Raw genomic sequence first — 26,968 nt, forward strand, 5'->3', positions numbered from 1 at the left:
ATTTGACCGTGCAAGATGATGCGATTCTATCAACTTCACTGACTGTTTTTTTGTTACCCGTGGCAAATAATTGCAAATAATATCGTTTTGCAAAACATAATTGTGATGTAGATAACACTTTGCCTCGGAGTATTGTCAGAGGCAAAGGTGGAATTATCGGCGGCGATAAGATTTCTGTGCCATGTTCACTTTGTAGAGATAGCGGCGAGATTCCGCAGAAGGGTGACGTGTGGTCAGTGTCTGATAAACATCGCCCGGCGTCATAGTATTTATAATAGCGGCAGCCTGAATTTTATCGTTCGAGAAGACGCGTAATACGCTGCCTGCACCACCGTTATAGGCGGTGATGACGGCATAACGTCGCGACGTTGGGTTATCAATGCCGCCAAGATAAACATTGTTCAGCATCGCCAGATACGCAGTGCCGGTATCAATATTGCTGGCAGGATCAAACAAGAAACTTCGGCTCGGCGTGCCGGATTTCCCCTGCGAGCGGAATACATCTTTCCCGGCGGTGTGTTGTACCACCTGCATTAATCCCAGCGCGTCGGAACGGCTGACCGCATATGGGTTGAAGGAGGATTCGGTCTGCATAATCGCCAGAATCAGCGACTCATCGACGCCATATTTCCGTGACGCCTGGCGGACCATGCCGAGATATTTATGCGCACGTTTATCAAGGTGGTTCGGCACCATGTTAATGGTCACGCTGTAGATGATACGTAGCCCGTTGCTGCGGCTTTTCAGACGGTTTTTCAGCAGATAATCCGCGAAGTTGCTCGCGCGACCTTCCCAGCGAATCGGCTGCCCGGTGTTATCTACCACCTGACCGTAAAGGAAAGGTTCTTTCGAAATCGTAATATCATCAACGTCGGAATAGAGATCGACCGAACCTGGATCATCCCCCATCAGCAACGTTTTGATAATTGCCCGACGCAGATGCGCGGCAGGTTCTGTCCCGGCGATGGTTTCGATAGTGATCGTACCGTCATCGAAGTTGATGTGGCTGCGAGTCTGATATTGATCGGTGTATTTCACGTAGTCCTTAGGACCGGCGATCACCACCTCTTTGAATCCCCAGATGTTCTCAATATTGTGGGCAAACTGCCCCATCAGAATATCAAAGCCGTTGGTATCTTTGACCCAGGCTTCATTATATGTATCGCCTTTTTTGGTCGTCGAACAGGAGATGAGCAACGGCGCAATCAAAGCCAGCGCGAGATATTTTTTCATCATTCCGGGTGCGTGTTGTGTTTGTTTTTATGCAAGTTGCCGGAGGCGTACTCCGGCTCTGTTTTTATTTTTTATCTTCCGGCGTATAGCCCTCGATATGCACTTCTTTACCCTCGAACAGGAAGTTGACCATCTCCTGTTCCAGCAGCTTGCGGTGCTCGGCATTCATCATGTTGAGTTTCTTTTCATTAATCAGCATGGTTTGTTTGTGCTGCCACTGCGCCCAGGCTTCTTTGGAAATCTCGTTGTAGATGCGTTTTCCCAGTTCGCCGGGGTATAGCTGAAAATCCTGACCTTCTGCTTCACGCTGCAGGAAAGTACAAAAAATCGTTCTGCTCATAAATCATCCTCTTTATCGACTCACGCGCTAAACCGGCGCGCCAGTGCGTAACTGCTGTAACAAACGCTCCACGGGAGCCGCCAGACCAACTGACGGCGGTTGCGCTAAGTTATACCAGAGCGCATTGCCTTCATCCATGCAACCGGTGAATGACGACACGGGAAGCCACATAGGCACAATATCTAAATGGAAATGGCTGAAGGTATGCCGAAACGCGGTGAGTTGCGTCAGGTTATCAGTAGCAATCTGCCGTTGCGCCAGCCATTCTCGCAAACTTTCTTCATCGGCAAACTGCGGGAAACAGTATAAGCCACCCCACAATCCGCTTGGCGGACGCTGCGCCAGAAACACTTCATCTTCGTGCTGTAACAGCAGAAAGTAACCTGTGCGTTCCGGTAATGTCTGTTTCGGTTTTTTGCCCGGATAAAGCGACCAGCTATTATTGGCGGCGGCAATACAACCGTTTTGTAGCGGGCAGAGCGAACACTTCGGCTTCGAGCGCGTACAAATCATCGCGCCTAAATCCATCATCGCCTGATTAAACCGCTCCACGCCGACAGCGGGCGTAACCTGCTCGCTTAAACTCCACAGTTTATTTTCGACCTCTTTTTTCCCTGGCCAGCCGCTTACAGCATAGCAGCGAGCCAGCACGCGTTTGACGTTACCGTCGAGAATCGGAAAGTGCTTACCCAGAGAAAGCGAGAGGATTGCGCCTGCGGTGGAGCGTCCGACGCCAGGTAGCGCGGCGACTTCCTCAAAGGTTTCCGGGAATTTACCGCTGTGTAAGGTGGCAACTTGCTGTGCCGCTTTATGCAGATTGCGCGCGCGGGCGTAATAGCCAAGCCCGGTCCACAAGTGGAGAACTTCGTCCAGTGGCGCCTTGGCGAGATCGGTCACCGTCGGGAAACGCGCCATAAAGCGTTCAAAATAGGGGATAACGGTCGCAACCTGAGTTTGTTGCAACATCACTTCTGAGAGCCATACTTTGTAGGGCGTCTTGTCAATTTGCCAGGGCAGAGTTTTTCGCCCGTATTTATCGTACCAGTCCAGAACCTGGGCTGAAAATTGCGACGCTTGCATGGTCACCGAATTCACTGTTGTTGGGGGCAAGATTGCAGCACAGCGACGGCAGGGTGTAAACCGGAACTTTCCGCAGCCACGGCCTTATCATGCTTGCATCCGGCAACTAACTTTGGATAATGCCCGTTTTCAGAACACTTTCACAAGCGACTAAATCTTTATGAAAAACGACGTCATCTCACCGGAATTTGATGAAAACGGCCGCCCACTGCGCCGTATCCGTAGTTTTGTGCGCCGCCAGGGGCGACTGACCAGAGGCCAGGAACATGCGCTGGAAAACTACTGGCCGGTGATGGGCGTTGAATTCAGCGAAGATATGCTGGATTTCCCGACGCTTTTTGGCCGTGAAGCGCCAGTGACGCTTGAGATTGGTTTCGGTATGGGCGCTTCGCTGGTAGCAATGGCTAAAGAGCGCCCGGAGCAGGACTTCCTCGGCATTGAAGTGCATTCGCCGGGCGTTGGCGCTTGTCTGGCTTCTGCGCATGAAGAAGGGTTAGATAACCTGCGTGTGATGTGCCATGACGCAGTCGAAGTGCTGCATAAAATGATTCCTGACAATTCATTGAGCATGGTTCAGCTCTTTTTCCCTGACCCGTGGCACAAAGCGCGCCATAATAAACGCCGTATCGTTCAGGTGCCGTTTGCTGAGCTGGTAAAAAGCAAACTGAAACTGGGGGGCGTATTCCATATGGCGACCGACTGGGAACCTTATGCGGAACATATGCTTGAAGTGATGTCTTCCATTGACGGTTATAAAAACCTGTCAGAGAGCAACGATTACGTACCGCGTCCGGCATCACGTCCGGTGACGAAATTTGAACAACGTGGTCATCGTCTTGGTCACGGAGTATGGGACTTAATGTTCGAGAGGGTGAAATAATGGCAAAGAACCGTAGCCGTCGTCTGCGTAAAAAAATGCACATCGACGAATTCCAGGAATTAGGATTTTCGGTGGCATGGCGATTCCCGGAAGGTACATCGGAAGAACAAATTGATAAAACCGTTGATGACTTTATTAACGAGGTTATCGAACCGAACAAACTGGCCTTTGACGGCAGCGGCTATCTGGCCTGGGAAGGTCTGATCTGTATGCAGGAAATCGGCAAATGCACCGAAGAACATCAGGCGATTGTGCGTAAGTGGCTGGAAGAGCGCAAACTGGATGAGGTACGCACCAGCGAACTTTTCGACGTTTGGTGGGACTAAGAAAACATACGGGCGATGACAAATGCAAAACTGCCTGATGCGCTACGCTTATCAGGTCTACAAAGATGCACGATCGAGTAGGCCGGATAAGGCGTTTACGCAGCATCCGGCATGGACAGCGCGCACTTTGTTATCAATCTGGGCCAGCAAATGCTGGCCTGATTTGTTCTTGAGGGAAGATTATGATGCGCAAAATGCTGCTGGCGGCAGCACTTTCAGTGACGGCAATGACCGCTCACGCCGACTACCAGTGCAGCGTCACGCCGCGTGACGATGTGATTGTCAGCCCGCAAACCGTGCAGGTGAAGGGCGAAAACGGCAATCTGGTGATCACGCCAGACGGCAACGTGATGTACAACGGCAAACAATATTCTCTGAACGCTGCCCAACGCGAGCAGGCGAAGGATTATCAGGCAGAATTGCGCAGTACGTTACCGTGGATTGATGAAGGCGCGAAAAGTCGCGTCGAGAAAGCCCGTATCGCGCTGGATAAAATTATCGTTCAGGAGATGGGCGAAAGCAGCAAAATGCGCAGCCGTCTGACCAAACTGGATGCGCAATTAAAAGAGCAGATGAACCGCATTATCGAAACGCGCAGCGATGGCCTGACGTTCCACTATAAAGCTATCGATCAGGTTCGCGCCGAAGGCCAGCAGTTAGTGAATCAGGCAATGGGCGGTATTTTGCAGGACAGCATTAATGAAATGGGCGCGAAAGCGGTGCTGAAAAGCGGCGGTAACCCATTACAGAACGTACTGGGAAGCCTGGGGGGGCTGCAATCCTCAATCCAAACCGAGTGGAAAAAGCAGGAAAAAGATTTCCAGCAGTTTGGCAAAGATGTCTGTAGCCGTGTCGTGACACTGGAAGACAGCCGCAAAGCCCTGGTCGGGAATTTGAAATAATCCTCTATTCTAAGACGGCATAATACTTTTTTATGCCGTTTAATTCTTCGTTTTGTTACCTGCCTCTAACTTTATAGATCTCCAAAATTCATTCACGTTGTAAATTGTTTAACGTCAAATTTCCCATACAAAGCTAAGGGATAATACGTAGCGTTCACGTAACTGGAGGAATGAAATGGAGTTTTTCAAAAAGACGGCACTTGCCGCACTGGTTATGGGTTTTAGTAGTGCAGCATTAGCATTACCGAATATCACCATTTTAGCGACCGGCGGGACGATTGCCGGTGGTGGTGACTCCGCAACCAAATCTAACTACACAGCGGGTAAAGTTGGCGTAGAAAATCTGGTCAATGCGGTGCCGCAACTGAAGGACATTGCGAACGTTAAAGGCGAGCAGGTAGTTAACATTGGCTCCCAGGACATGAATGATAATGTCTGGCTGACACTGGCGAAAAAAATTAACACCGACTGCGATAAAACCGACGGCTTCGTTATTACCCACGGCACCGACACGATGGAAGAAACCGCTTACTTCCTCGACCTGACAGTGAAATGTGACAAGCCAGTGGTGATGGTAGGCGCAATGCGCCCGTCCACTTCCATGAGCGCAGACGGTCCATTCAATCTGTATAACGCGGTAGTGACCGCAGCCGATAAAGCCTCCGCCAACCGTGGTGTGCTGGTGGTGATGAACGACACCGTGCTTGATGGTCGTGACGTCACCAAAACTAATACCACCGATGTAGCAACCTTCAAGTCTGTTAACTACGGTCCGTTGGGTTACATTCACAACGGTAAGATTGACTACCAGCGTACCCCGGCACGTAAGCACACCAGCGACACGCCGTTCGATGTCTCTAAGCTAAATGAACTGCCGAAAGTCGGCATCGTTTATAACTACGCCAACGCATCCGATCTTCCGGCAAAAGCACTGGTAGATGCAGGCTACGACGGTATCGTTAGCGCCGGTGTGGGTAACGGCAATCTGTATAAAACCGTGTTCGACACCCTGGCGACCGCTGCGAAAAACGGCACTGCGGTAGTACGTTCTTCCCGCGTACCGACGGGCGCAACCACTCAGGATGCCGAAGTGGATGACGCAAAATACGGTTTCGTCGCTTCTGGCACGCTGAACCCGCAAAAAGCGCGCGTTCTGCTGCAACTGGCACTGACGCAAACCAAAGATCCACAGCAGATCCAGCAGATTTTCAATCAGTACTAATCGCCTCGCCCCGGTATCGTGCCGGGGCTTTTTCACTTCAGACTCACGTCCATTGCCAATTGTAATTACCATGATGATAATCATCAGAATAAATTATTCCTCGCGAGGGTTTTCTGGTGAAAAAGCAATGGATTGTAGGCACGGCGCTGTTTGTGTTGATGTCTGGTAATGGCTGGGCCGATGGCGAACCGCCAACTGAAAATGTCTTAAAAGAACAATTCAACAAGCAGTATCACGGTATTCTCAAGCTTGATGCCATCAGTTTAAAAAACCTTGATGCGAAAGGTAATCAGGCCACCTGGTCAGCGGAAGGCGATGTTTCTTCCAGTGATGATCTCTATGCCTGGGTTGGTCAACTGGCAGACTACCAACTACTGGAGCAGACCTGGACGAAAGATAAGCCCGTAAAATTTTCGGCGATGTTAACCAGTAAAGGAACACCTGCGTCTGGCTGGACGGTGAGCTTTTACTCTTTTCAGGCAGCAGCCAGCGATCGTGGACGGGTGGTCGACGATATCAAAACGAATAATAAATATCTGATCGTGAATAGCGAAGATTTCAATTATCGCTTTAGTCAGCTTGAGTCAGCGTTGAATACCCAGAAGAACTCGATTCCTGCGCTGGAAAAGGAAGTGAAAGAGCTTGATAAGCAAATGGCGGCGGCGCAGAAAGCAGCAGATGCATATTGGGGAAAAGATGCAAACGGCAAGCAAATGACCCGCGAAGACGCCTTTAAAAAAATTCACCAACAGCGTGATGAGTTTAATAAACAGAATGATAGCGAGGCGTTCGCGGTTAAATATGACAAAGAGGTTTATCAACCGGCGATTGCGGCATGTCATAAACAGAGTGAAGAGTGTTATGAAGTGCCGATTCAGCAGAAACGAGATTTCGATATCAACGAACAACGGCGACAGACTTTTCTGCAATCACAAAAACTTAGCCGTAAATTGCAGGATGACTGGATAACGCTCGAAAAAGGGCAATATCCGTTAACGATGAAAGTTTCAGAAATAAATAGTAAAAAAGTCGCGATTTTGATGAAAATTGACGATATCAATAAGGCCTGCGATCGCTGGAAAAAAGATACCGAAGAATTACGGCGTAATGGGGTGATTAAGTAATTTCTGCGATGACGCATGACTTGTAGCCGGATGCTGCGTTCACGCCGCATCCGGCTACACAAATTTACTCCGCCAGAAAAAGCTCCAGCAGCGAATTTAAAAACAACTTCCCATGTTCCGTTATCTGCCAGTAATCCGCACACTCAGTGAGATAACCCTGGGCAATCGCCTCGTCTAACTGTGGGCGAATCACATCTTCGCAAAGCCCAGTATACGCACTAAACTCCACGCGCGGCGCAGCCTCCAGCAGACGGAAGCGGTTCATAAAGAACTCAAACGGCTTATCTGCAGCTTCGACATCACGCTGGCTTTCCAGATACCTTCCCTGCATAAAACCACGCGGATGACGCGTTTTGGTGGTACGCAGAATGCGCCCATCAGGGAAGGTCACTTTGCCGTGCGCGCCGCAGCCAATACCGATGTAGTCACCAAATCGCCAGTAGTTGAGATTGTGCTGGCACTGATAACCGGGTTTGGCGTAAGCGGAAGTTTCATATTGCTGATAACCCGCTGCGGTTAACAACTGATGCCCCTGTTCGAATATATCCCACAACGCATCGTCGTCCGGCAGCACCGGTGGTCGCGAACCAAACAGCGTATTGGGTTCGATGGTCAGTTGATACCAGGAAAGATGCGGCGGATTCAGTTCAATGGCCTGGCGTAGATCGCCAAGCGCCTCTTCTAGTGATTGATCCGGTAGCCCATGCATCAAATCGAGGTTAAAGCTACGCAGCCCCAGCCCGCTTGCAAGTTTTGCGGCACGTTTCGCTTCTTGCGGGCCATGAATACGTCCCAGCCGTTTCAGCTTTTCTCCGCTAAAACTTTGCACTCCAATGGAAATGCGGTTCACGCCAGCACGCTGGTAATCGACAAAGCGATCGGCTTCTACCGTACCGGGGTTCGCTTCCATGGTAATTTCTGCATCCGCTGCCAGCGGCAAACGTGCGCGCACACCGTCCAGCAGCGTTTGCATCGCCGGGCCGGAAAGCAGGCTCGGCGTACCACCGCCAATAAAGATTGTCTTTACTTCACGGTTCTGTGCGTAAGCGACATCGTTGTCCAGATCGTTAAGCAGATGCTGAACATAATCGTCGTGCGGCACTTCCCCTTTCAACGCGTGAGAGTTGAAATCGCAGTACGGGCATTTCTGCACGCACCACGGGATGTGAATGTAGAGACTCAGCGGCGGTAATTTAACCATTACGTAAAGCGTCCAGCAGCAGTTTCAACGCCTGACCACGATGGGAAATGGCGCTTTTCTCTTCGCGAGTCAGTTCGGCAGCGGTTTTGCCTTCGGAAGGCACGAAGAAAATCGGATCATAACCAAAGCCACCAGTGCCCGCCGGTTCGCGAGTAATCACACCCGGCCAGCTGCCGTGGCACACCAGCGGAGTGGGATCTTCCGCGTGACGCAGATATACCAGCACGCAGTGGAAACGCGCCTGACGTTGGTTGTCCGGTACGTCTTTCAGCGTTTCCAGCAGTTTTTGCAGATTCTTTTGATCGGTTGCGTCTTCACCGGAATAACGGGCGGAGTAAATCCCTGGCGCGCCGCCAAGTACATCTACCGCCAGACCGGAGTCGTCGGCAATCGCCGGTAAACCGGTCACTTTTGCCGCGTGGCGCGCTTTCAGAATCGCGTTTTCGATAAAGGTCAGGCCGGTTTCTTCGGCGGAATCAACACCAAGTTCCGTTTGAGCCACAATATCAAGACCGAAGTCGCTAAGCAGCGACGCCAGCTCACGCACTTTACCGGCATTGCCGGTTGCGAGGACAACTTTTTGCATAGGATACCTAATTAATTAACGCCGCGATTTCTGGCGGGATTTGTTGCGGATTAATGATTTTAATTTGTTTGTGGCGACCAAGTTCGCCTTTTTCAATCACCACCTGGCTTTTGGCTACCCGGAATTGCTTACCGAGAAATTTCACCAGATGGCTGTTGGCCTGGCCGTCAACCGGCGGCGCGGTAATGGCGACTTTTACCTCGTCGCCATGTAAACCGACAATAGAATCACGGCTGGCTTTCGGCTGAATATAGAGCCGCAAAACCAGGCCGTCATCGTTAACTGTTACGGCACTCATAACGCCATCCACAGCCCCGGCAGCAGCATGTTTCCTGTCGCCTGTAATACTTCTGCGACACCCATATTGATGACATACAGCAGCAGAACGAGGATCATCGGCGAGAAATCAATCCCACCCATTGCCGGCAGCAGGCGGCGAATCGGGCGCAGCAGCGGATCGGCAAGCTGAATCAGCACGTATTCAATCGGGCTACGACCCTGGCTTACCCAGCTCATAATCGCCATTACCAGCAGTACCCAGAAAATCAGCAGGCCGATGGTTTTCAGCAGAATTAATAAACCAGCAATCCAGATGATTGGCAGAAAGGTCACCACTTTAAACAGCACAATGGCTTTGATGAAACTGAGAATATAGGCAACCAGCAGCGAGGCGCTGTCAATTGTCCCCATTGCCGGAATAACGCGGCGCAGTGGCCCGATAATTGGCTGTGTCACTTTCACCACAAACTGTGAGAAAGGGTTATAAAAATCACAATGAGCCCACTGCATCCAGATGCGTAATAACAGCACCATGGTATACAGCTCAATGACCGTTGAAAGCAGGAAAGTCAACGTATTCATGGCGTTCCTTTAATTCCTTATTTTTTAGAGTAATCACGCGCACCAAAGATGGCTGTGCCGATGCGAACCATTGTGCTACCTGCCGCAATGGCGGCTTCCATATCGTCCGACATCCCCAGAGAGAGCGTATCGACATGCGGGTAGCGCGTTTTCAGTCCGGCAAATGCTACAGCCATTTGGCGTGCAACTTCAAACTGCCTTACATATTCTGACTCAGGCGCAGGGATTGCCATCAGCCCGCGCAGACGTAAACGCGGTAGTTCAGCGACCGCAGCCGCCAGTTTGTCCAGTTCTGCCAGTTGAATCCCGGACTTACTGTTTTCATCACTAATATTAATTTGAATCAGTACGTTAAGAGGCGGAAGTTCTGCCGGTCGCTGGTCGTTCAGGCGGGTAGCGATACGTAAACGGTCGATGGTATGACACCAGTCGAAATGCTCTGCCACCAGGCGACTTTTGTTGGACTGTAGCGGACCAATAAAATGCCATTCTAATCCTGTTACGCCCAGTTCCTGAAAGTGGCGAATTTTATCTACCCCTTCCTGAACGTAGTTTTCACCAAATTGACGCTGCCCGGCGTCGATGGCTTCTGCGATGGCGCTCGCAGGTTTTGTTTTACTGACTGCAAGCAGCGTAATTTCTTCTGGAGAACGGCCGCAACGCGTTGCAGCCGCTGAGATTTTGTCCCGGACCTGTGCCAGGTTATGCGCAATATCGTTCATTTTCCGAGGATCTTAGTATGAATATGGAAGAAATTGTGGCCCTTAGTGTAAAGCATAACGTCTCGGATCTACACCTGTGCAGCGCCTGGCCCGCACGATGGCGCATTCGCGGCAGAATGGAAGCTGCACCGTTTGACGCGCCGGACGTCGAAGAGCTACTGCGGGAGTGGCTGGATGACGAGCAGAGGGCGATATTGCTTGAAAATGGTCAGCTTGATTTTGCCGTATCGCTGGCGGAAAACCAGCGGTTGCGCGGCAGTGCGTTCGCGCAACGGCAAGGTATTTCTCTGGCATTACGGTTGTTACCTTCGCACTGCCCGCAGCTCGAACAGCTTGGTGCGCCACCGGTATTGCCGGAATTAATCAAGAGCGAGAATGGCCTGATTCTGGTGACGGGAGCGACGGGGAGTGGCAAATCTACCACGCTGGCGGCGATGGTTGGCTATCTCAATCAACATGCCGATGCGCATATTCTGACGCTGGAAGATCCTGTTGAATATCTCTATGCCAGCCAGCGATGTTTGATCCAGCAGCGAGAAATCGGTTTGCACTGTATGACGTTCGCATCGGGATTGCGTGCCGCATTGCGGGAAGATCCCGATGTGATATTGCTCGGAGAGCTGCGTGACAGCGAGACAATACGTCTGGCGCTGACGGCGGCAGAAACTGGACATCTGGTGCTGGCGACCTTACATACGCGCGGTGCGGCGCAGGCCGTTGAGCGGCTGGTGGATTCATTTCCGGCGCAGGAAAAAGATCCCGTGCGTAATCAACTGGCGGGGAGTTTACGGGCGGTGTTGTCACAAAAGCTGGAAGTGGATAAGCAGGAAGGGCGCGTGGCGCTGTTTGAATTACTGATTAACACACCCGCAGTGGGGAATTTGATTCGCGAAGGGAAAACCCACCAGTTGCCACATGTTATTCAAACCGGGCAGCAGGTGGGGATGATAACGTTTCAGCAGAGTTATCAGCAGCGGGTGGGGGAAGGACGTTTGTGAGGCGAAATTGGTTGATTAGCTTCGTAAATATGCTTGATTCGCTACGCTTATCAGGCATACAAACGCAGCATCCGGCAATAAACGTCTGATGCGACGCTAACGCGTCTTATCAGACCTACAGCCGTTGCCATATGTAGGCTGAATAAGGCGTTTACGCCGCATCCGGCAAGATGACGGTAATGACAATTCGCCAGGCTTATAAATCGCCTTAATAACCCTGCTCGAAATAACTTTCGAGAATGATAACCGCAGAGGCAGAGTCGACTTTTCCTTTGTTGAGCGCCCGGTAACCACCTTGTTCAAAAAGCCCGGAACGCGCTTCTACGGTGCTAAGACGCTCGTCATGTAGCTTTACTTCAACACCGAAACGACCATGAATACGGTTGGCGAATTTACGCGCCCTGGCGGTTAATGGCTGTTCGGTGCCGTCCATATTCAGCGGCAAACCGACGATGATTTCGTCCGGCTGCCACTCTTTCAGTAAACGTTCAATAAGGTTCCAGTCCGGCGTACCGTCCTGCGCTTTAATTGCAGGCAAAGGGCGAGCGGTACCGGTAATGCGTTGACCTACCGCCACGCCAATGCTTTTAGTGCCGAAATCGAAGGCGAGTAAGGTTCCGCTCATCAGGCGTGCCCCGCCACACCAGGCATAGTGAGAATATCAACACCAATCAGTCTTGCCGCATCGCGCCAGCGGTCGGCAATCGGCGTTTTGAACAGAATATTCAGATCTGCCGGGGCGGTTAGCCAGGCGTTGTCGAGAATCTCTTGTTCCAGCTGGCCTTTATCCCAGGAGGCGTAACCCAGCGCCACCAATACGTCAGACGGTTGTTTATCGGTGCCGAGCGTTTCAAGTACATCGCGAGAGGTGGTCATCACCGTGTTGTCTGAAATGCGAATACTGGAAGCAAAATTTGATGGTGGAGTATGCAAAATAAACCCGCGATCTTCAGCCAGCGGGCCGCCAAGCATAACCGGTTTGTCCAGACGGATTGATTCATCACGCGGCTCCGGCGTGATCTTCAGCTTTTCCAGAATCCCTTCAATTTTGAGATTTTCCAGTGGCTTGTTGACGATGATCCCCATTGCACCATTGGTATTATGTTCGCAAATGTAGACCACGGAACGACGGAAAATCGGATCCTGGAGAGCAGGCATGGCAATAAGAAAGTGATGCTGTAAATTCATTGTCAGAGGTTCTGTTTCCTGGTTCAAAAAAGCAACAGCGCCCAGTATGCGTGGAAAGAAGGGCGCTGTCACTCAGAGTCTCAACGAGTTCCCTCTCGTTAAGCTGGGTTATTGCTGCTGTAAACGTGCTTCGATGGCATCCATTAACATTCCGGTGATCGAGACCGGAAACTCTGCTTCAATCTCACGAATACAGGTTGGGCTGGTGACGTTAATTTCAGTCAGACGGTCGCCAATAATATCCAGGCCAACAAAGATAAGCCCTTTTTCTTTCAGCGTCGGCCCGACCTGGCGGGCGATTTTCCAGTCACTTTCAGTTAGCGGACGAGGTTCGCCACGACCACCGGCAGCCAGATTGCCACGGGTTTCGCCACCCTGCGGAATACGTGCCAGACAGTACGGCACCGGCTCGCCATCGACGACCAGCACGCGCTTGTCGCCATCTTTAATGGCAGGCAGATAATTCTGCGCCATGCAGTAGCGCGTGCCGTGTTCGGTCAGGGTTTCGGATATTACGCCGAGGTTCGGATCGCCTTCCTTCACCCGGAAAATAGACGCACCGCCCATACCGTCCAGCGGCTTAAGGATAATGTCGGTGTGTTTTTCCCAGAACGCCTTCAACTGTGCTTTATTGCGCGTGACCAGCGTTTCCGGTGTTAAGTCAGAGAACCAGGCGGTAAACAGTTTTTCGTTACAGTCGCGCAGGCTCTGCGGCTTGTTAACGATCAGCGTACCTTTCTCTTCGGCACGTTCCAGAATGTAAGTGGCGTAGATAAACTCGGTATCAAACGGCGGATCTTTACGCATCAGGATCACGTCGAGATCGGCCAGTGGCAGATCCTGCTCTCCCGTAAACTCGTACCATTTATCGTAGTTTTGTTCAACGCTCAGAGTACGCGTATGAGCACGGGCTTCACCGTTAATCAAATAGAGATCGGCCATCTCCATATAGTGAAGTTCGTAACCACGACGTTGTGCTTCCAGCAACATAGCGAAGCTGGAATCTTTCTTGATGTTGATGCTTGCGATGGGGTCCATCACGATGCCGAGCTTGATCATTATTCTTCTCCGTTAGCCCAGATCGCCAAAACGTACTTGTAGCGCAGTTATGGCGGTGAGCGCAGTTGTCTCTGTACGCAAAACGCGAGGTCCCAACAGGATATCAGTAAATTGATAGCGGGCAGTCATGGCAATTTCATCTGCCGACAAACCGCCTTCCGGGCCAATCAGCAGGCGGATGCGTTCGACCGGCAACGGCAACGTGTTGATGCTGTTACTGGCGCGCGGGTGAAGATTGAGTTTCAAGCCTTCATCCTGCTCTGCACACCAGGCTTCCAGATCCATCGCCGGACGGATTTCCGGCACCCGATTACGACCACACTGCTCGCAGGCGGCAATCGCAATTTTCTGCCACTGCTGGAGCTTCTTGTTCAGACGTTCGCTATCCAGTTTAACGCCGCAGCGTTCAGAAAAAAGTGGCGTAATGAGGCTTACTCCAAGTTCGATCGATTTCTGGATAGTAAATTCCATTTTTTCACCGCGCGACATCACCTGACCGAGATGAATATGCAACGGGGATTCACGATCGTCGAGCTGACCTTCCAGCACTTTTACTTCCACGCTTTTTTTGCTGGCGCTGGTAATTTCTGCATCAAAGACCTGGTTGCTGCCGTCAAATAATTGCAACGCCTGCCCAGGCCCCATACGCAGTACACGTCCGATATGGTTGGCGGCATCTTCGCAAAGCGCAATGTGAGAGTTGCTGATAAGTGGTTCTGGATGATAAATGCGGGGGATACGCATGGTTAAAAATCCGCGTCGTCTCCCCACGCGGTTGTCCGCGTGGGGTAGGGTTAACAAAAAGAATCCCGCTAGTGTAGGTTAGCTCTTTCGCGCCTGGCAAGCGCGTTGCACATACGGGTTATGATTGCCTTGCATCTTCGCAATACGTTCGTCGCGCTCGCACTCCCAGTCGGTCACCGGATACATCTTGTTCCAGGCGTTAAAAAGCTGCGTTTGCTGGCGTGAGAGTGTCAGGTTGTACTGGTCGCGCATATAGAAATAAGTTCGTGCAATGATGCCTCGCGTATGAGCGGGTGGTTCAGCCACTTTTTCTTTGAAATCCACCTTCATCGCGCACTGCCCGTACTGCCCTTCGCCGCCGTTCCACTGACTATACATAAAATTGCCGCGATCGCCGTTCACTTCGCCTATTGCGGGCTGAAGGTTATGCATATCGCTTTCCATTTTGCGATAAACCGGATCTTTGGCGCAGTTTTTACGTCCACCGTCTTGCCAGCACTGACGCTGGTGGCCGAACTGCCAGGCAGGAACCACATGTTCCCACTCTACGCGGCTGGCGCGGTTTTCATTTTTGCGCACCTGGTATCCGCACGACTCCAGATCCACGACGCCTTTTTTACCCTGCCAGTTGATTTTACATCCGCAGTAAAATGTTCCCGGCACATCAGCGTAGACTTTTACCGCTGCTGTTTTTGCCTGGGAAAAACTATTGATGCCTTCGGCTAACGCCGTGCCGGATAATGCTGCGCTCAGTACCACCGCAGCCACAGACAAATTACGGTACATCACTTACTCCGTGTTAAAACGAGCGAGCAACGTAGCGAAAGTTGTTTTGGTATGCAATCAGCCAGATCAGTAAAATTCCTGATAGTTCTACTGGTTATTGGGCAACCAGTTGTTCACCGCAGTGAACGCAGCGATAGACGGCCTCTCCACGCACCACGCGATTATGGCGGCGTACGGTAAGCTGATGCTCCTGGCATTTACAGCGGTAAGGGAAGGTGTTGCGGCGCACGGATTGTAGCTCAAACTGATGCGTGCGGCGGGCGGGAACGCCCAGCACGTTTTCCATCATCCACTTCCACTCTTTTCCATGCGGCGCCACGCGACCGAAGTGTTTCCAGACCAGTAAATGCGCCAGCTCGTGCGGTACGACTTCTTCTATAAAAGCCTCGCTGTTTTCCATCAGCAAAACCGGATTGAGGCGAATTTCATAACTGTCCAGCCATGCCGTTCCGGCGGATGTACCACGCTGGGTGTACGAAATTTTTGGCTCCGGGTAATTACGCCCCAGCTTCAGGTTGGCCTGGGCGAGTTTTTCCCGCAGGCGACGCATAACGGCCTGTTGGATGGCGATAGGGAGACGGGAAGTTTTCATAGCGGCTGAGGATAAAGCGAAGAAAAGATGACTGCAAGAGGCGGCTTCCTCCGCGACGGGAGGAAGCCTGAGGAGATTAATCGTGAGCGCCGATTTCGCGCAGTTTACGACCTTTCATCAGATTACGTTCAATATGTTCCAGCGAAACGTGTTTGGTTTCTGGCACCAGCCACAGCGTCAGCAGGATAAACAGCACGTTCAGAGCCGCATACACCCAGAAGGTGTTGGCGTTGCCCAGCGTGTTGAGCATGGTCAGGAACGTTGCGCCGACGATCATGTTGGCAATCCAGTTGGTGGCGGTGGAGCAGGTGATGCCAAAATCGCGGCCTTTCAGCGGCTGAATTTCGGAGCACAGTACCCAAATCAGCGGACCGGCGCTCATCGCAAAACCGACAATAAACATCAGCAACATGGCGATAGCGAAATACTGCGCCGACGATGAGTGAATACCGATATGCATCATTGTACCCAGCACGCCCATGCCAGCAGCCATCACCAGGAAACCCAGCGTCAGTGTTGGTTTACGTCCCCAGCGGTCAACAAGGCCGATAGCGATAAAGGTGGCGAGTACGTTGGTCAGGCCGACGATCACCGTCCCCCACATTTGCTCGGTGGTGTTGGTATAACCTGCCAGTTCGAAGATTTTCGGCGCGTAATACATGATGACGTTCATCCCGGTGAATTGCTGCATCACCTGCAACAGTACGCCAAGGAACACCGCGCGACGGAAGTTGCTGTTCTCTTTAAACAGCGCCCAACCACTCTGTTTAACCTGCAAACTTTCACGGATTTCATCCAGTTCGCGTTTCGCTTCCGCGCTGGTGTCGCGCAGGCGCAGCAGCACGCGTTCGGCATCAACAAAGCGACGTTTGGCTGCAAACCAACGTGGGCTGTCTGGCAGGAAGAAGACACCAATCAGCAGCAGAATTGCCGGGATGATAATCACACCCAGCATCCAGCGCCATGCGCCAGTGTAGCTGAAGGCGGTATCAGAAAGATAAGCACCGAGGATGCCGATGGTAATCATCAGCTGATACATCGAGATCATACTGCCGCGAATTTTTTCCGGTGCAATTTCAGAGAGGTAAAGCGGCGCGGTATAAGAGGCAACACCCACCGCCAGCCCCAGCAGAACGCGGGAAAGAATCAATACTTCAACGTTCGGCGCAGCCGCAGAAAACAGCGAACCGGCAACAAACAGGATTGCGCCGATCATCAGACTCTTTTTGCGCCCGAGTTTAAAAGAGAGCCAGCCACTGCCTACCGCACCGACTGCCGCACCAAACATCATGGAGCTTACGACCCATTCTTGCGTGTGCGAGGTAATCTGGAATTCATCTGCAATAAACGGCAGTGCGCCAGCAATTACACCGATATCCAGGCCAAAGAGTAATCCTGCCAGAGCGGCAAGGAAGCAGACGAAAAACGTCATTGCCTTGTTTGACCGCCCCTGTTTTTTAGCGTCAGGCATGATGCCCTCCAATATGTTATTTTTTATTGTGAATTAAGATAGGTGAGTACGACGTAAAAAGATGTGAGGCAAATCACATCAGTGTAATCGCTTACACTAGCATTTATAGTAGTTATAATTTAAGTGCATGAAAACAATTGATTTATATCATCATAGATTAAACATAGTTATCTGCAATTAAGACTTTGCTGAAAAGAAATGTAACAGTTATGAAAAATGAATCACAGGATGAAAATACTGTGAATATTTGCTCTTCGTGGTTGGTGTAATCGGTTTCAGTGATGGTGATAATTTGCGGATAAACGTGTTCAGCAATGGAAAGTTACTATCGTGTGGCGGCTTTTTGCCGGATGCAGCGTGAATAACAACGTTTGGAGTTTGTAGGACTGATAAGCGTAGTGCATCGGGCATTTTTTAGAAAAGAAAAAGGCCAGCATGAGGCTGGCCTTTGAAAGCAGAGATAAAAGATTACTTCAGACCGGCTGCATCGCGCAGCAGTTGCGCTTTGTCGGTTTTTTCCCATGGGAAATGTTCGCGACCAAAGTGACCGTATGCTGCGGTTTCTTTGTAGATCGGGTGTAGCAGATCCAGCATCTGAATCAGACCGTATGGACGCAGGTCGAAGAACTCACGTACCAGCAGGGTCAGCTGTTCAGAAGGTACTTTCTCAGTGCCGAAAGTTTCGACCATGATGGAGGTCGGTTCTGCCACGCCGATCGCGTAGGAAACCTGAATTTCACAACGGTCGGCCAGACCTGCAGCAACGATGTTTTTCGCTACATAACGTGCCGCGTAGGCTGCGGAGCGGTCCACTTTTGATGGATCTTTACCAGAGAATGCGCCGCCACCGTGGCGAGCCATGCCGCCGTAGGTATCAACGATGATTTTACGACCAGTCAGACCGCAGTCACCCATCGGGCCGCCGATAACAAAACGTCCGGTCGGGTTGATGAAGAATTTGGTTGCGGAAGTCAGCCATTCAGCGGGCAGAATCGGTTTGATGATCTCTTCCATCACTGCTTCTTGCAGGGATTTCTGGTCGATCTCTTCAGAATGCTGGGTGGAAAGCACTACAGCATCGATGCCGACGATTTTGCCGTCGTCATACTGGAAAGTAACCTGGCTTTTCGCGTCCGGGCGCAGCCACGGCAGAGTGCCGTTTTTACGCACTTCAGCCTGACGCTGTACCAGACGGTGTGCATAGGTGATTGGTGCTGGCATCAGCACGTCGGTTTCATTGGTTGCGTAACCAAACATCAGCCCCTGGTCGCCCGCGCCCTGTTCCAGCGGATCGGCACGGTCAACACCCTGGTTGATGTCAGGAGACTGTTTGCCGATGGCACTCAGAACCGCACAGGAGTTAGCGTCAAAGCCCATGTCGGAATGCACATAGCCAATTTCGCGAACGGTGTTACGGGTGATCTCTTCGATGTCTACCCAGGCGCTGGTGGTGATTTCACCGCCAACTAAGACCATGCCGGTTTTTACGTAGGTTTCGCAAGCAACGCGTGCTTTCGGATCCTGTTCGAGAATCGCATCTAAAACAGCATCAGAGATTTGGTCAGCAATTTTGTCAGGATGCCCTTCAGAGACGGACTCGGACGTAAAAAGGTGTTTTGCCATATTTAATATCACCAAAAGAGAATTTAGTTAGCTCAAACTGTTGTGTGGATTTTCTGTGGTAGCGGATCCTACCACGACTCTGCAGATTAAAAACACTGGCAGTCTGAGTGTTAATCAGTATGGATGGATTAACATCTGGACGGCTATTTTAGGTCACTTCTTCACCCAATTTCCACTTTTTTTTGAATCGTGTCTCATTCTGCTAAAAACGTAGCTGGAAATTTTTCCTGACAATGCTGGCATTCTGCGCATTTATCTTTTGCAATTTTCTGCCATTGTGGGGTATAAAACGCGGCGCGCGGCTTAAATAAAAAGCACACGACGTTTCTTTCGTGTTGCCACTTCCAGCCGGGTTGAAATCAGTGTTTTAGCTTGTTGGTTCGTCTTCGCAGGCGGCCGTGGAGGTGATACGAAATAATGAATCGTTGTCTGCTGCTTAATCTGTCGCACCGTTCTGGTGTAGATTCGTTCCCCGCATTCTGCATCTCTGCATTGCATACCTGCCGATGTTATACCCATCTCGGCGCTTCTCAGGATTCAAGAGCTGGCAACAGTTACTGAAGACTGAACAAGGGCGCTCTTGTAAAAAACAAGAGTTTTCTCGTGGTTTCGCCGAACTGTCACACTTACGTTCGGTTATGTGTTTAATAATGTTATGAAAAAGAAACCGGTTGCGCAGTCGGAGCGTCAGCATACGCTGCTGGAAAATCCGTGTGCTTATGGGTTGTTATCGCAGTTTCAGGCTGCGATAGTGGTTAACTGTTTTACACTTAATAAAATAATTTGAGGTTCGCTATGTCTGACGACATGTCTATAAGTTTGCCTTCGTCAGCGGGCGAACACGGTGTACTACGCTCCATGCAGGAGGTTGCAATGAGCTCCCAGGAAGCCAGCAAGATGCTGCGTACTTACAATATTGCCTGGTGGGGCAATAACTACTATGACGTTAACGAGCTGGGTCACATCAGCGTGTGCCCGGACCCGGACGTCCCGGAAGCTCGCGTCGATCTCGCGCAGTTGGTGAAAACCCGCGAAGCGCAGGGGCAGCGCCTGCCAGCACTGTTCTGCTTCCCGCAGATCCTCCAGCACCGTTTGCGTTCCATTAATGCTGCGTTTAAACGTGCGCGGGAATCCTATGGTTATAACGGTGACTACTTCCTCGTTTATCCGATTAAAGTTAACCAGCATCGCCGCGTGATTGAATCTCTGATTCATTCTGGTGAGCCGCTGGGACTGGAAGCAGGTTCCAAAGCCGAGTTGATGGCGGTGCTGGCTCATGCGGGCATGACCCGTAGCGTCATCGTCTGTAACGGTTATAAAGACCGCGAATATATCCGCCTGGCGCTGATTGGCGAGAAGATGGGCCATAAGGTCTATCTGGTTATTGAGAAGATGTCGGAAATCGCCATTGTGCTGGATGAAGCTGAACGCCTGAACGTTGTTCCGCGTCTGGGTGTGCGTGCGCGTCTGGCCTCACAAGGTTCTGGCAAATGGCAGTCTTCTGGCGGGGAAAAATCGAAGTTCGGTCTGGCTGCAACCCAGGTACTGCAACTGGTTGAAACGCTGCGTGAAGCCGGACGTCTCGACAGCCTGCAACTGCTGCACTTCCACCTCGGTTCGCAGATGGCGAATATTCGCGATATCGCCACCGGCGTTCGGGAATCCGCGCGTTTCTACGTTGAGTTGCATAAGCTGGGTGTCAATATTCAGTGCTTTGACGTCGGCGGCGGCCTGGGCGTGGACTATGAAGGCACCCGTTCACAGTCCGATTGTTCGGTGAACTACGGCCTCAATGAATATGCCAACAACATCATCTGGGCGATTGGTGATGCGTGTGAAGAAAACGGTCTGCCGCATCCGACGGTAATCACCGAATCGGGTCGTGCGGTGACTGCGCATCACACCGTGCTGGTGTCTAATATCATCGGCGTGGAACGTAATGAATACACGGTGCCGACCGCGCCCGCAGAAGATGCGCCGCGCGCACTGCAAAGCATGTGGGAAACCTGGCAGGAAATGCACGAACCGGGGACTCGCCGTTCTCTGCGTGAGTGGCTGCATGACAGCCAGATGGATCTGCACGATATTCATATCGGATACTCTTCCGGCACCTTTAGCCTGCAAGAACGTGCATGGGCGGAACAGCTCTATCTGAGCATGTGCCATGAAGTGCAGAAGCAGCTGGATCCGCAAAACCGCGCTCATCGTCCGATTATCGACGAATTGCAGGAACGTATGGCGGACAAAATGTACGTCAACTTCTCGCTGTTCCAGTCAATGCCGGATGCCTGGGGGATCGACCAGTTGTTCCCGGTTCTGCCGCTGGAAGGGTTGGATCAAGTGCCGGAACGTCGCGCTGTGCTGCTGGATATCACCTGTGACTCTGACGGTGCTATCGACCACTATATCGATGGTGACGGTATTGCCACGACAATGCCTATGCCGGAGTACGATCCGGAGAATCCGCCGATGCTCGGTTTCTTTATGGTCGGTGCCTATCAGGAGATCCTCGGCAACATGCACAACCTGTTCGGTGATACCGAAGCGGTTGATGTGTTCGTCTTCCCTGACGGCAGCGTAGAAGTGGAGCTGTCTGATGAAGGCGATACCGTTGCGGACATGTTGCAATATGTACAGCTCGATCCGAAAACGCTGTTAACCCAGTTCCGTGATCAAGTGAAGAAAACCGATCTGGATGCTGAGCTGCAACAACAGTTCCTGGAAGAGTTCGAGGCAGGTTTGTACGGTTATACCTATCTTGAAGATGAATAATTAAGATTATTCCACTGGCGGGTCGATTTATTTACGTAAATCGGCCCGCTTTCTTTTTATATATTCTTAAAAATAATTTGGCTGCTTTTCTTATTAAATAATCCCCCTACAATCGCTGTATTAATTAAATAGAGGGAACGGTTATGAAAAAATGGAAAGTACGTAGCGCGTTGGTGGCATTAGTCGTGCTGTTGGCAGGTTGCGCAAGTAATGCGCAGTATAATAGCAGTGCATCGGGCAATGTCGGCACCGCCTGGGGTGGAGATGTACACTCAACGGTTCAGGGCGTATCTGCTGAACGCGCCTGGCGCGATCCGGCAGAGATGATCGTTATTAATTATTCGACAAATATTCCTTCCGGCTACGACCGTGTTTATAGCATTCGTATTAACGAACTGGAATATGCTATTCGTGATGCAAATTTTAATTCTCTACCTATTACGCGAGTTTATGATTCATCAAATAATGAACCGCGATATATTGTTCATGCCAGAGTGGGGATGAATTATCAATTATATGTCCGTAACTACAGCCGGAACACTAACTATGAGATCGTTGCTACGGTTGATGGCCTGGATGTTCTGAATGGTAAACAAGGTTCGTTGAATAACAATGGCTATATTGTGAACGCTGGTGATTCGTTAGCGATTAAAGGATTCCGCAAAGATAAACATACCGAGGCGGCTTTTCAGTTCGCCAATGTTGCAGATTCCTACGCTGCCAATTCGGCGCAAGGCGATGTGCGTAATACCGGGGTGATCGGCTTTGCCGCCTTTGAATTGCAAGGCCCGGCGAAAAACGCGCTGCCGCCGTGCTCTGGACAAGCCTTTCCGGCAGACAACAATGGCTATGCGCCACCACCGTGTCGTAAATAGCAACCTCGCTTGATGCCTCGCCCATTTAAGGCGATAATTAGCGCAAACTTGTGTTTCGCAAATCCAACCCTTCCTCGTCGGGCCTAACGACGCGGAAGGGTTTTTTTATATCGACTTTGTAAGAGGAGTCCATCCATGAGCACCTTAGGGCATCAATACGATAACTCACTGGTTTCCAACGCCTTTGGTTTTTTACGCCTGCCGATGAACTTCCAGCCGTATGACAGCGATGCTGACTGGGTGATTACCGGCGTACCGTTCGATATGGCCACTTCTGGTCGTGCGGGTGGTCGTCACGGTCCGGCGGCTATCCGTCAGGTATCAACTAACCTGGCCTGGGAACACAACCGTTTCCCGTGGAATTTCGACATGCGCGAGCGCCTGAACGTCGTGGACTGCGGCGATCTGGTATATGCCTTCGGCGATGCCCGTGAGATGAGCGAGAAATTGCAGGCGCACGCAGAGAAACTGCTGGCTGCCGGTAAACGTATGCTCTCCTTCGGTGGTGACCACTTTGTCACGCTGCCGCTGCTGCGCGCTCATGCGAAACATTTCGGCAAAATGGCGCTGGTACACTTTGACGCCCACACCGATACCTACGCTAACGGTTGTGAATTTGACCACGGCACGATGTTCTATACCGCGCCGAAAGAAGGTCTGATTGACCCGAATCATTCCGTGCAAATTGGTATTCGTACCGAGTTTGATAAAGACAACGGCTTTACCGTGCTGGACGCCTGCCAGGTGAACGATCGCAGCGTGGATGATGTTATCGCCCAGGTGAAACAGATTGTGGGTGATATGCCGGTTTATCTGACTTTTGATATCGACTGTCTTGATCCAGCATTCGCGCCAGGAACCGGTACGCCAGTGATTGGCGGCCTGACCTCCGATCGCGCCATTAAACTGGTACGCGGCCTGAAAGATCTCAACATTGTTGGGATGGACGTTGTGGAAGTGGCTCCGGCATACGATCAGTCGGAAATCACCGCTCTGGCAGCAGCGACGCTGGCGCTGGAGATGCTCTATATTCAGGCGGCGAAAAAGGGCGAGTAAGCGCCGGATAGGATGCGCACGGTGTAACAAATGTGCCATTAATGTCGGATGCGGCGTGAATGCCTTATCCGACCTACGTTCGGCACCCGTAGGCCGGATAAGATGCGTCAGCATCGCATCCGGCAATGCGCACGGTGTAACAAATGTGCCATTAATGTCGGATGCGGCGTGAACGCCTTATCTGACCTACGTTAGGCACCCCCGGACCTTACTTAACCCCGTCTGCGCTCATACGATCGCGAATATGCTGGGCGCGTTCGGCGGATGCCGGATGGTCGTCAAACATTGAGCTTTGGCGACCTTCTTCCAGTTTCGCCAGTTTTTCAAAGCTGGTGGCGAGACCTGCCGGGCTGATGCCGCGTTGGCGCAACAAATCGTAGGAATAATCATCCGCTTCTGCTTCCTGGCGCTGGGAGAATTGCGAATTGACTAACTTCTCGCCCAGATCACCGAGTTGTGATTGTGACAAACTGCCGACAATCCCGCCCGCAGAGGCCGCAGCTACTCGCACGGCATTTGTACCAAGTGCTACCTGCATCCCTTTCTTCACATGGCCTAACGCCACGTGCCCCATTTCGTGACCGATCACCGCTTCGACTTCGTTATCGGTCATCATATCCATCAGGCCGCTATAAACGCGGATACAGCCGTTGGCCATCGCAAACGCATTCACATCCTTAGCCATATACACTTTGTAGTTCACCGGCTGACCGTTGATATTGTCGCCTAGCGCGTTAGCAATGGTGGTCAGTCGCTTAGCATATTCGCTATTGGCTGGCGCAATCGTCGCCTTGCTGTCCATCTCCTGACAGGCCTGATCGCTCAGGGCTTTCACCTGCGCATCACTCAAACTGTAGGCCTGAAAAGCTTCCGCTCCTGATGAGAGCAGTCCACTGGAGTCCATATTCTGGCAACCGGTCAGTACCGTTGCCACGCTCATTGCTACCAATAAGGCGCGAATTTTCATGTTTTCTCTTCCGCACAAGGTCAGGATTATTCTAAAAATGCGCCGTTTGCAGGTGAATCGACGCTCAGTCTCAGTATAAGGAAAAGCGCAGCGGACGGGCGAGCAGATTGCGCAACATGCGAGCATGATCCAGAGATTTCTGAAGCGGCAAAAGGATGTTCCATGTACATGACGCGCGGCTTGCGGTAAATTGTTGGCAAATTTTCCGGCGTAGCCCAAAACGCGCTGTCGTCAAGTCGTTAAGGGCGTGCCCTTCATCATCCGATCTGGAGTCAAAATGTCCTCACGTAAAGAGCTTGCCAATGCTATTCGTGCGCTGAGCATGGACGCAGTACAGAAAGCCAAATCCGGTCACCCGGGCGCCCCGATGGGTATGGCTGACATTGCCGAAGTCCTGTGGCGTGATTTCCTGAAACACAACCCGCAGAATCCGTCCTGGGCTGACCGTGACCGCTTCGTGCTGTCCAACGGCCACGGCTCCATGCTGATTTACAGCCTGCTGCACCTCACTGGTTACGATCTGCCGATGGAAGAACTGAAAAACTTCCGTCAGCTGCACTCTAAAACTCCGGGCCACCCTGAAGTGGGTTACACCGCTGGTGTAGAAACCACCACTGGTCCGCTGGGGCAGGGTATTGCGAACGCAGTCGGTATGGCGATTGCAGAAAAAACGCTGGCGGCGCAGTTTAACCGTCCGGGCCACGACATTGTCGACCACTACACCTACGCCTTCATGGGCGATGGCTGCATGATGGAAGGCATCTCCCACGAAGTTTGCTCTCTGGCGGGCACGCTGAAGCTGGGCAAACTGATTGCGTTCTACGATGACAACGGGATCTCTATCGATGGTCACGTTGAAGGCTGGTTCACCGACGACACTGCAATGCGTTTCGAAGCTTACGGCTGGCACGTCATTCGCGACATCGATGGTCATGACGCAGCATCTATCAAACGCGCAGTAGAAGAAGCGCGCGCAGTGACTGACAAACCGTCCCTGCTGATGTGCAAAACCATCATCGGTTTCGGTTCGCCGAACAAAGCTGGTACGCACGATTCCCACGGTGCGCCGCTGGGCGACGCTGAAATCGCGTTGACCCGCGAACAGCTGGGCTGGAAATACGCACCGTTCGAAATCCCGTCTGAAATCTATGCTCAGTGGGATGCGAAAGAAGCAGGCCAGGCGAAAGAATCCGCATGGAACGAGAAATTCGCTGCTTATGCGAAAGCTTATCCGCAGGAAGCCGCTGAATTTACCCGTCGTATGAAAGGCGAAATGCCGTCTGACTTCGACGCGAAAGCGAAAGAGTTCATCGCGAAGTTGCAGGCTAATCCGGCGAAAATCGCCAGCCGTAAAGCGTCTCAGAATGCTATCGAAGCGTTTGGTTCGCTGTTGCCGGAATTCCTCGGCGGCTCCGCTGACCTGGCTCCGTCTAACCTGACACTGTGGTCTGGTTCTAAAGCAATCAACGAAGATGCTGCCGGTAACTACATCCACTACGGTGTTCGCGAGTTCGGTATGACCGCGATTGCTAACGGTATCTCTCTGCATGGTGGCTTCCTGCCGTACACCTCCACCTTCCTGATGTTCGTAGAATACGCACGTAATGCGGTACGTATGGCTGCGCTGATGAAACAGCGTCAGGTGATGGTTTACACTCACGACTCCATCGGTCTGGGCGAAGATGGCCCGACTCACCAGCCGGTTGAGCAGGTGGCTTCTCTGCGCGTGACCCCGAACATGTCTACATGGCGTCCGTGTGACCAGGTTGAATCCGCTGTAGCGTGGAAATACGGCGTTGAGCGTCAGGACGGCCCGACCGCGCTGATCCTCTCCCGTCAGAACCTGGCGCAGCAGGAACGTACTGAAGAGCAGCTGGCAAACATCGCGCGCGGTGGTTATGTGCTGAAAGACTGTGCCGGTCAGCCGGAACTGATCTTCATCGCTACCGGTTCTGAAGTTGAGCTGGCTGTCGCTGCCTACGAAAAACTGACTGCTGAAGGCGTGAAAGCGCGCGTGGTTTCCATGCCTTCTACCGACGCATTCGACAAGCAGGATGCGGCTTACCGTGAATCCGTACTGCCGAAAGCGGTTACCGCTCGTGTTGCGGTGGAAGCTGGCATTGCTGACTACTGGTACAAGTATGTTGGCCTGAACGGTGCTATCGTCGGCATGACCACCTTCGGTGAGTCTGCACCGGCAGAGCAACTGTTTGAAGAGTTCGGCTTCACCGTTGAAAACGTTGTTGCGAAAGCAAAAGCGTTGCTGTAATCGGTAAGATGCTTTGTGAGAAGGGCCGCGAAAGCGCGGCCCTTCATATTGTTGGCAAAGTGCGCGTTGTTCATGCCGGATGCGGCGTGAA

Annotated in this window: 29 protein-coding genes and 1 pseudogene; 13 read left to right on the forward strand and 17 right to left on the reverse strand. The window is 51.7% G+C overall.

The window, feature by feature from the left end:
- Positions 1–153 precede the first annotated feature (153 nt).
- From mltC to mutY, 3 genes are all read right to left on the reverse strand, one after another.
- On the reverse strand, positions 154–1,233 hold the full coding sequence (gene mltC / locus HEM79_RS17180; RefSeq protein WP_021551360.1) for a membrane-bound lytic murein transglycosylase MltC: 1,080 nt from the start codon (positions 1,231–1,233) through the stop codon (positions 154–156).
- A 64-nt stretch (positions 1,234–1,297) separates the two neighbouring features.
- Positions 1,298–1,573, reverse strand: a complete 276-nt coding sequence (locus HEM79_RS17185; protein WP_000091700.1) for an oxidative damage protection protein — start codon at positions 1,571–1,573, stop codon at positions 1,298–1,300.
- A gap of 27 nt (positions 1,574–1,600) precedes the next feature.
- On the reverse strand, positions 1,601–2,653 hold the full coding sequence (gene mutY, locus HEM79_RS17190) for an A/G-specific adenine glycosylase (protein ID WP_021551359.1): 1,053 nt from the start codon (positions 2,651–2,653) through the stop codon (positions 1,601–1,603).
- A gap of 160 nt (positions 2,654–2,813) precedes the next feature.
- Here mutY and trmB point away from each other — a divergent pair, with 160 nt between their 5' ends.
- The 5 genes from trmB (at position 2,814) to HEM79_RS17215 (ending at position 7,107) form a co-directional block, all read left to right on the forward strand.
- A complete protein-coding gene (trmB, locus tag HEM79_RS17195) occupies positions 2,814–3,533 on the forward strand; it encodes a tRNA (guanosine(46)-N7)-methyltransferase TrmB (RefSeq protein WP_176242693.1) in 720 nt (239 codons plus the stop codon).
- On the forward strand, positions 3,533–3,859 hold the full coding sequence (locus HEM79_RS17200; protein WP_001107564.1) for a YggL family protein: 327 nt from the start codon (positions 3,533–3,535) through the stop codon (positions 3,857–3,859). The genes trmB and HEM79_RS17200 overlap by 1 nt, the downstream gene beginning before the upstream one ends.
- A gap of 182 nt (positions 3,860–4,041) precedes the next feature.
- Entirely contained in the window at positions 4,042–4,761 is a 720-nt protein-coding gene (locus HEM79_RS17205; protein WP_000984796.1) for a YggN family protein, read from the forward strand.
- A 175-nt stretch (positions 4,762–4,936) separates the two neighbouring features.
- Positions 4,937–5,983: an L-asparaginase 2 gene (ansB, locus tag HEM79_RS17210; protein WP_176242692.1), complete on the forward strand. Its 1,047-nt coding sequence runs from the start codon at positions 4,937–4,939 to the stop codon at positions 5,981–5,983.
- Positions 5,984–6,099: 116 nt separating this feature from the next.
- Complete coding sequence (locus tag HEM79_RS17215; protein ID WP_176242691.1) at positions 6,100–7,107, forward strand: DUF1202 family protein; 1,008 nt, start codon at positions 6,100–6,102, stop codon at positions 7,105–7,107.
- A 64-nt stretch (positions 7,108–7,171) separates the two neighbouring features.
- On the opposite strand, the gene hemW is transcribed toward HEM79_RS17215, so the two are convergent.
- From hemW to yggS, 5 genes are read right to left on the reverse strand one after another with little or no spacing between them, the layout of a single operon-like run.
- Positions 7,172–8,308 (reverse strand): radical SAM family heme chaperone HemW, encoded by a 1,137-nt coding sequence (hemW, locus tag HEM79_RS17220; RefSeq protein ID WP_176242690.1) that lies wholly within the window; start codon positions 8,306–8,308, stop codon positions 7,172–7,174.
- A complete protein-coding gene (locus HEM79_RS17225) occupies positions 8,301–8,894 on the reverse strand; it encodes an XTP/dITP diphosphatase (protein WP_016159705.1) in 594 nt (197 codons plus the stop codon). The genes hemW and HEM79_RS17225 overlap by 8 nt, the downstream gene beginning before the upstream one ends.
- A 7-nt stretch (positions 8,895–8,901) precedes the next feature.
- Positions 8,902–9,192: a DUF167 family protein YggU gene (yggU, locus tag HEM79_RS17230; protein ID WP_001277222.1), complete on the reverse strand. Its 291-nt coding sequence runs from the start codon at positions 9,190–9,192 to the stop codon at positions 8,902–8,904.
- Positions 9,189–9,755, reverse strand: a complete 567-nt coding sequence (yggT, locus tag HEM79_RS17235) for an osmotic shock tolerance protein YggT (protein WP_176242688.1) — start codon at positions 9,753–9,755, stop codon at positions 9,189–9,191. Before yggT ends, yggU begins: the two co-directional genes overlap by 4 nt.
- 17 nt (positions 9,756–9,772) lie before the next feature.
- A complete protein-coding gene (gene yggS / locus HEM79_RS17240; RefSeq protein WP_176242686.1) occupies positions 9,773–10,477 on the reverse strand; it encodes a pyridoxal phosphate homeostasis protein in 705 nt (234 codons plus the stop codon).
- 17 nt (positions 10,478–10,494) lie between these two features.
- Between yggS and HEM79_RS17245 the strand changes: the two genes are divergently transcribed.
- Positions 10,495–11,475 carry a PilT/PilU family type 4a pilus ATPase gene (locus tag HEM79_RS17245; RefSeq protein WP_176242684.1) on the forward strand — a complete coding sequence of 327 codons (981 nt, stop codon included), beginning with the start codon at positions 10,495–10,497 and terminating at the stop codon, positions 11,473–11,475.
- Positions 11,476–11,683: 208 nt separating this feature from the next.
- On the opposite strand, the gene ruvX is transcribed toward HEM79_RS17245, so the two are convergent.
- From ruvX to metK, 8 genes are all read right to left on the reverse strand, one after another.
- Complete coding sequence (gene ruvX, locus HEM79_RS17250) at positions 11,684–12,100, reverse strand: Holliday junction resolvase RuvX (protein ID WP_000017111.1); 417 nt, start codon at positions 12,098–12,100, stop codon at positions 11,684–11,686.
- The gene (locus HEM79_RS17255; protein WP_010354528.1) at positions 12,100–12,663 is read right to left on the reverse strand and encodes a YqgE/AlgH family protein; all 564 of its coding nucleotides are present in this window, start codon (positions 12,661–12,663) and stop codon (positions 12,100–12,102) included. Before HEM79_RS17255 ends, ruvX begins: the two co-directional genes overlap by 1 nt.
- A 108-nt stretch (positions 12,664–12,771) precedes the next feature.
- Entirely contained in the window at positions 12,772–13,722 is a 951-nt protein-coding gene (gshB, locus tag HEM79_RS17260) for a glutathione synthase (protein WP_176242682.1), read from the reverse strand.
- A 12-nt stretch (positions 13,723–13,734) separates the two neighbouring features.
- Positions 13,735–14,466, reverse strand: coding sequence for a 16S rRNA (uracil(1498)-N(3))-methyltransferase (gene rsmE, locus HEM79_RS17265; protein ID WP_010354526.1), 732 nt, complete (start codon positions 14,464–14,466; stop codon positions 13,735–13,737).
- Between the two features lie 78 nt (positions 14,467–14,544).
- Entirely contained in the window at positions 14,545–15,252 is a 708-nt protein-coding gene (gene endA / locus HEM79_RS17270) for a deoxyribonuclease I (protein WP_176242680.1), read from the reverse strand.
- A 94-nt stretch (positions 15,253–15,346) separates the two neighbouring features.
- Positions 15,347–15,844, reverse strand: coding sequence for a SprT family zinc-dependent metalloprotease (locus HEM79_RS17275; protein WP_000858392.1), 498 nt, complete (start codon positions 15,842–15,844; stop codon positions 15,347–15,349).
- Positions 15,845–15,920: 76 nt separating this feature from the next.
- Positions 15,921–17,315 carry a galactose/proton symporter gene (gene galP, locus HEM79_RS17280; RefSeq protein WP_021551353.1) on the reverse strand — a complete coding sequence of 465 codons (1,395 nt, stop codon included), beginning with the start codon at positions 17,313–17,315 and terminating at the stop codon, positions 15,921–15,923.
- A gap of 468 nt (positions 17,316–17,783) precedes the next feature.
- Positions 17,784–18,938, reverse strand: a complete 1,155-nt coding sequence (metK, locus tag HEM79_RS17285; RefSeq protein WP_001062128.1) for a methionine adenosyltransferase — start codon at positions 18,936–18,938, stop codon at positions 17,784–17,786.
- A gap of 55 nt (positions 18,939–18,993) precedes the next feature.
- Here metK and HEM79_RS22720 point away from each other — a divergent pair.
- The 6 genes and pseudogenes from HEM79_RS22720 (at position 18,994) to speB (ending at position 23,641) form a co-directional block, all read left to right on the forward strand.
- Positions 18,994–19,245: pseudogene (locus tag HEM79_RS22720) on the forward strand (hypothetical protein).
- Between the two features lie 110 nt (positions 19,246–19,355).
- A complete protein-coding gene (locus tag HEM79_RS22725) occupies positions 19,356–19,499 on the forward strand; it encodes a hypothetical protein (RefSeq protein WP_272941840.1) in 144 nt (47 codons plus the stop codon).
- Positions 19,500–19,593: 94 nt separating this feature from the next.
- The gene (yqgB, locus tag HEM79_RS17295) at positions 19,594–19,725 is read left to right on the forward strand and encodes an acid stress response protein YqgB (protein ID WP_001338822.1); all 132 of its coding nucleotides are present in this window, start codon (positions 19,594–19,596) and stop codon (positions 19,723–19,725) included.
- Positions 19,726–19,733: 8 nt separating this feature from the next.
- Positions 19,734–21,710 carry a biosynthetic arginine decarboxylase gene (gene speA, locus HEM79_RS17300; protein WP_021551352.1) on the forward strand — a complete coding sequence of 659 codons (1,977 nt, stop codon included), beginning with the start codon at positions 19,734–19,736 and terminating at the stop codon, positions 21,708–21,710.
- A gap of 143 nt (positions 21,711–21,853) precedes the next feature.
- Positions 21,854–22,585 (forward strand): hypothetical protein, encoded by a 732-nt coding sequence (locus tag HEM79_RS17305; RefSeq protein WP_176242678.1) that lies wholly within the window; start codon positions 21,854–21,856, stop codon positions 22,583–22,585.
- A gap of 135 nt (positions 22,586–22,720) precedes the next feature.
- Complete coding sequence (gene speB, locus HEM79_RS17310) at positions 22,721–23,641, forward strand: agmatinase (RefSeq protein ID WP_000105566.1); 921 nt, start codon at positions 22,721–22,723, stop codon at positions 23,639–23,641.
- Between the two features lie 208 nt (positions 23,642–23,849).
- On the opposite strand, the gene loiP is transcribed toward speB, so the two are convergent.
- On the reverse strand, positions 23,850–24,608 hold the full coding sequence (gene loiP / locus HEM79_RS17315; RefSeq protein ID WP_010350362.1) for a metalloprotease LoiP: 759 nt from the start codon (positions 24,606–24,608) through the stop codon (positions 23,850–23,852).
- 277 nt (positions 24,609–24,885) lie between these two features.
- Between loiP and tkt the strand changes: the two genes are divergently transcribed.
- Positions 24,886–26,877 carry a transketolase gene (tkt, locus tag HEM79_RS17320; RefSeq protein ID WP_176242676.1) on the forward strand — a complete coding sequence of 664 codons (1,992 nt, stop codon included), beginning with the start codon at positions 24,886–24,888 and terminating at the stop codon, positions 26,875–26,877.
- Positions 26,878–26,968 lie beyond the last annotated feature (91 nt).

The sequence above is a fragment of the Escherichia sp. 93.0816 genome (assembly GCF_013368855.2).
GTDB classification, from domain to species: Bacteria; Pseudomonadota; Gammaproteobacteria; order Enterobacterales; family Enterobacteriaceae; genus Escherichia; species Escherichia ruysiae.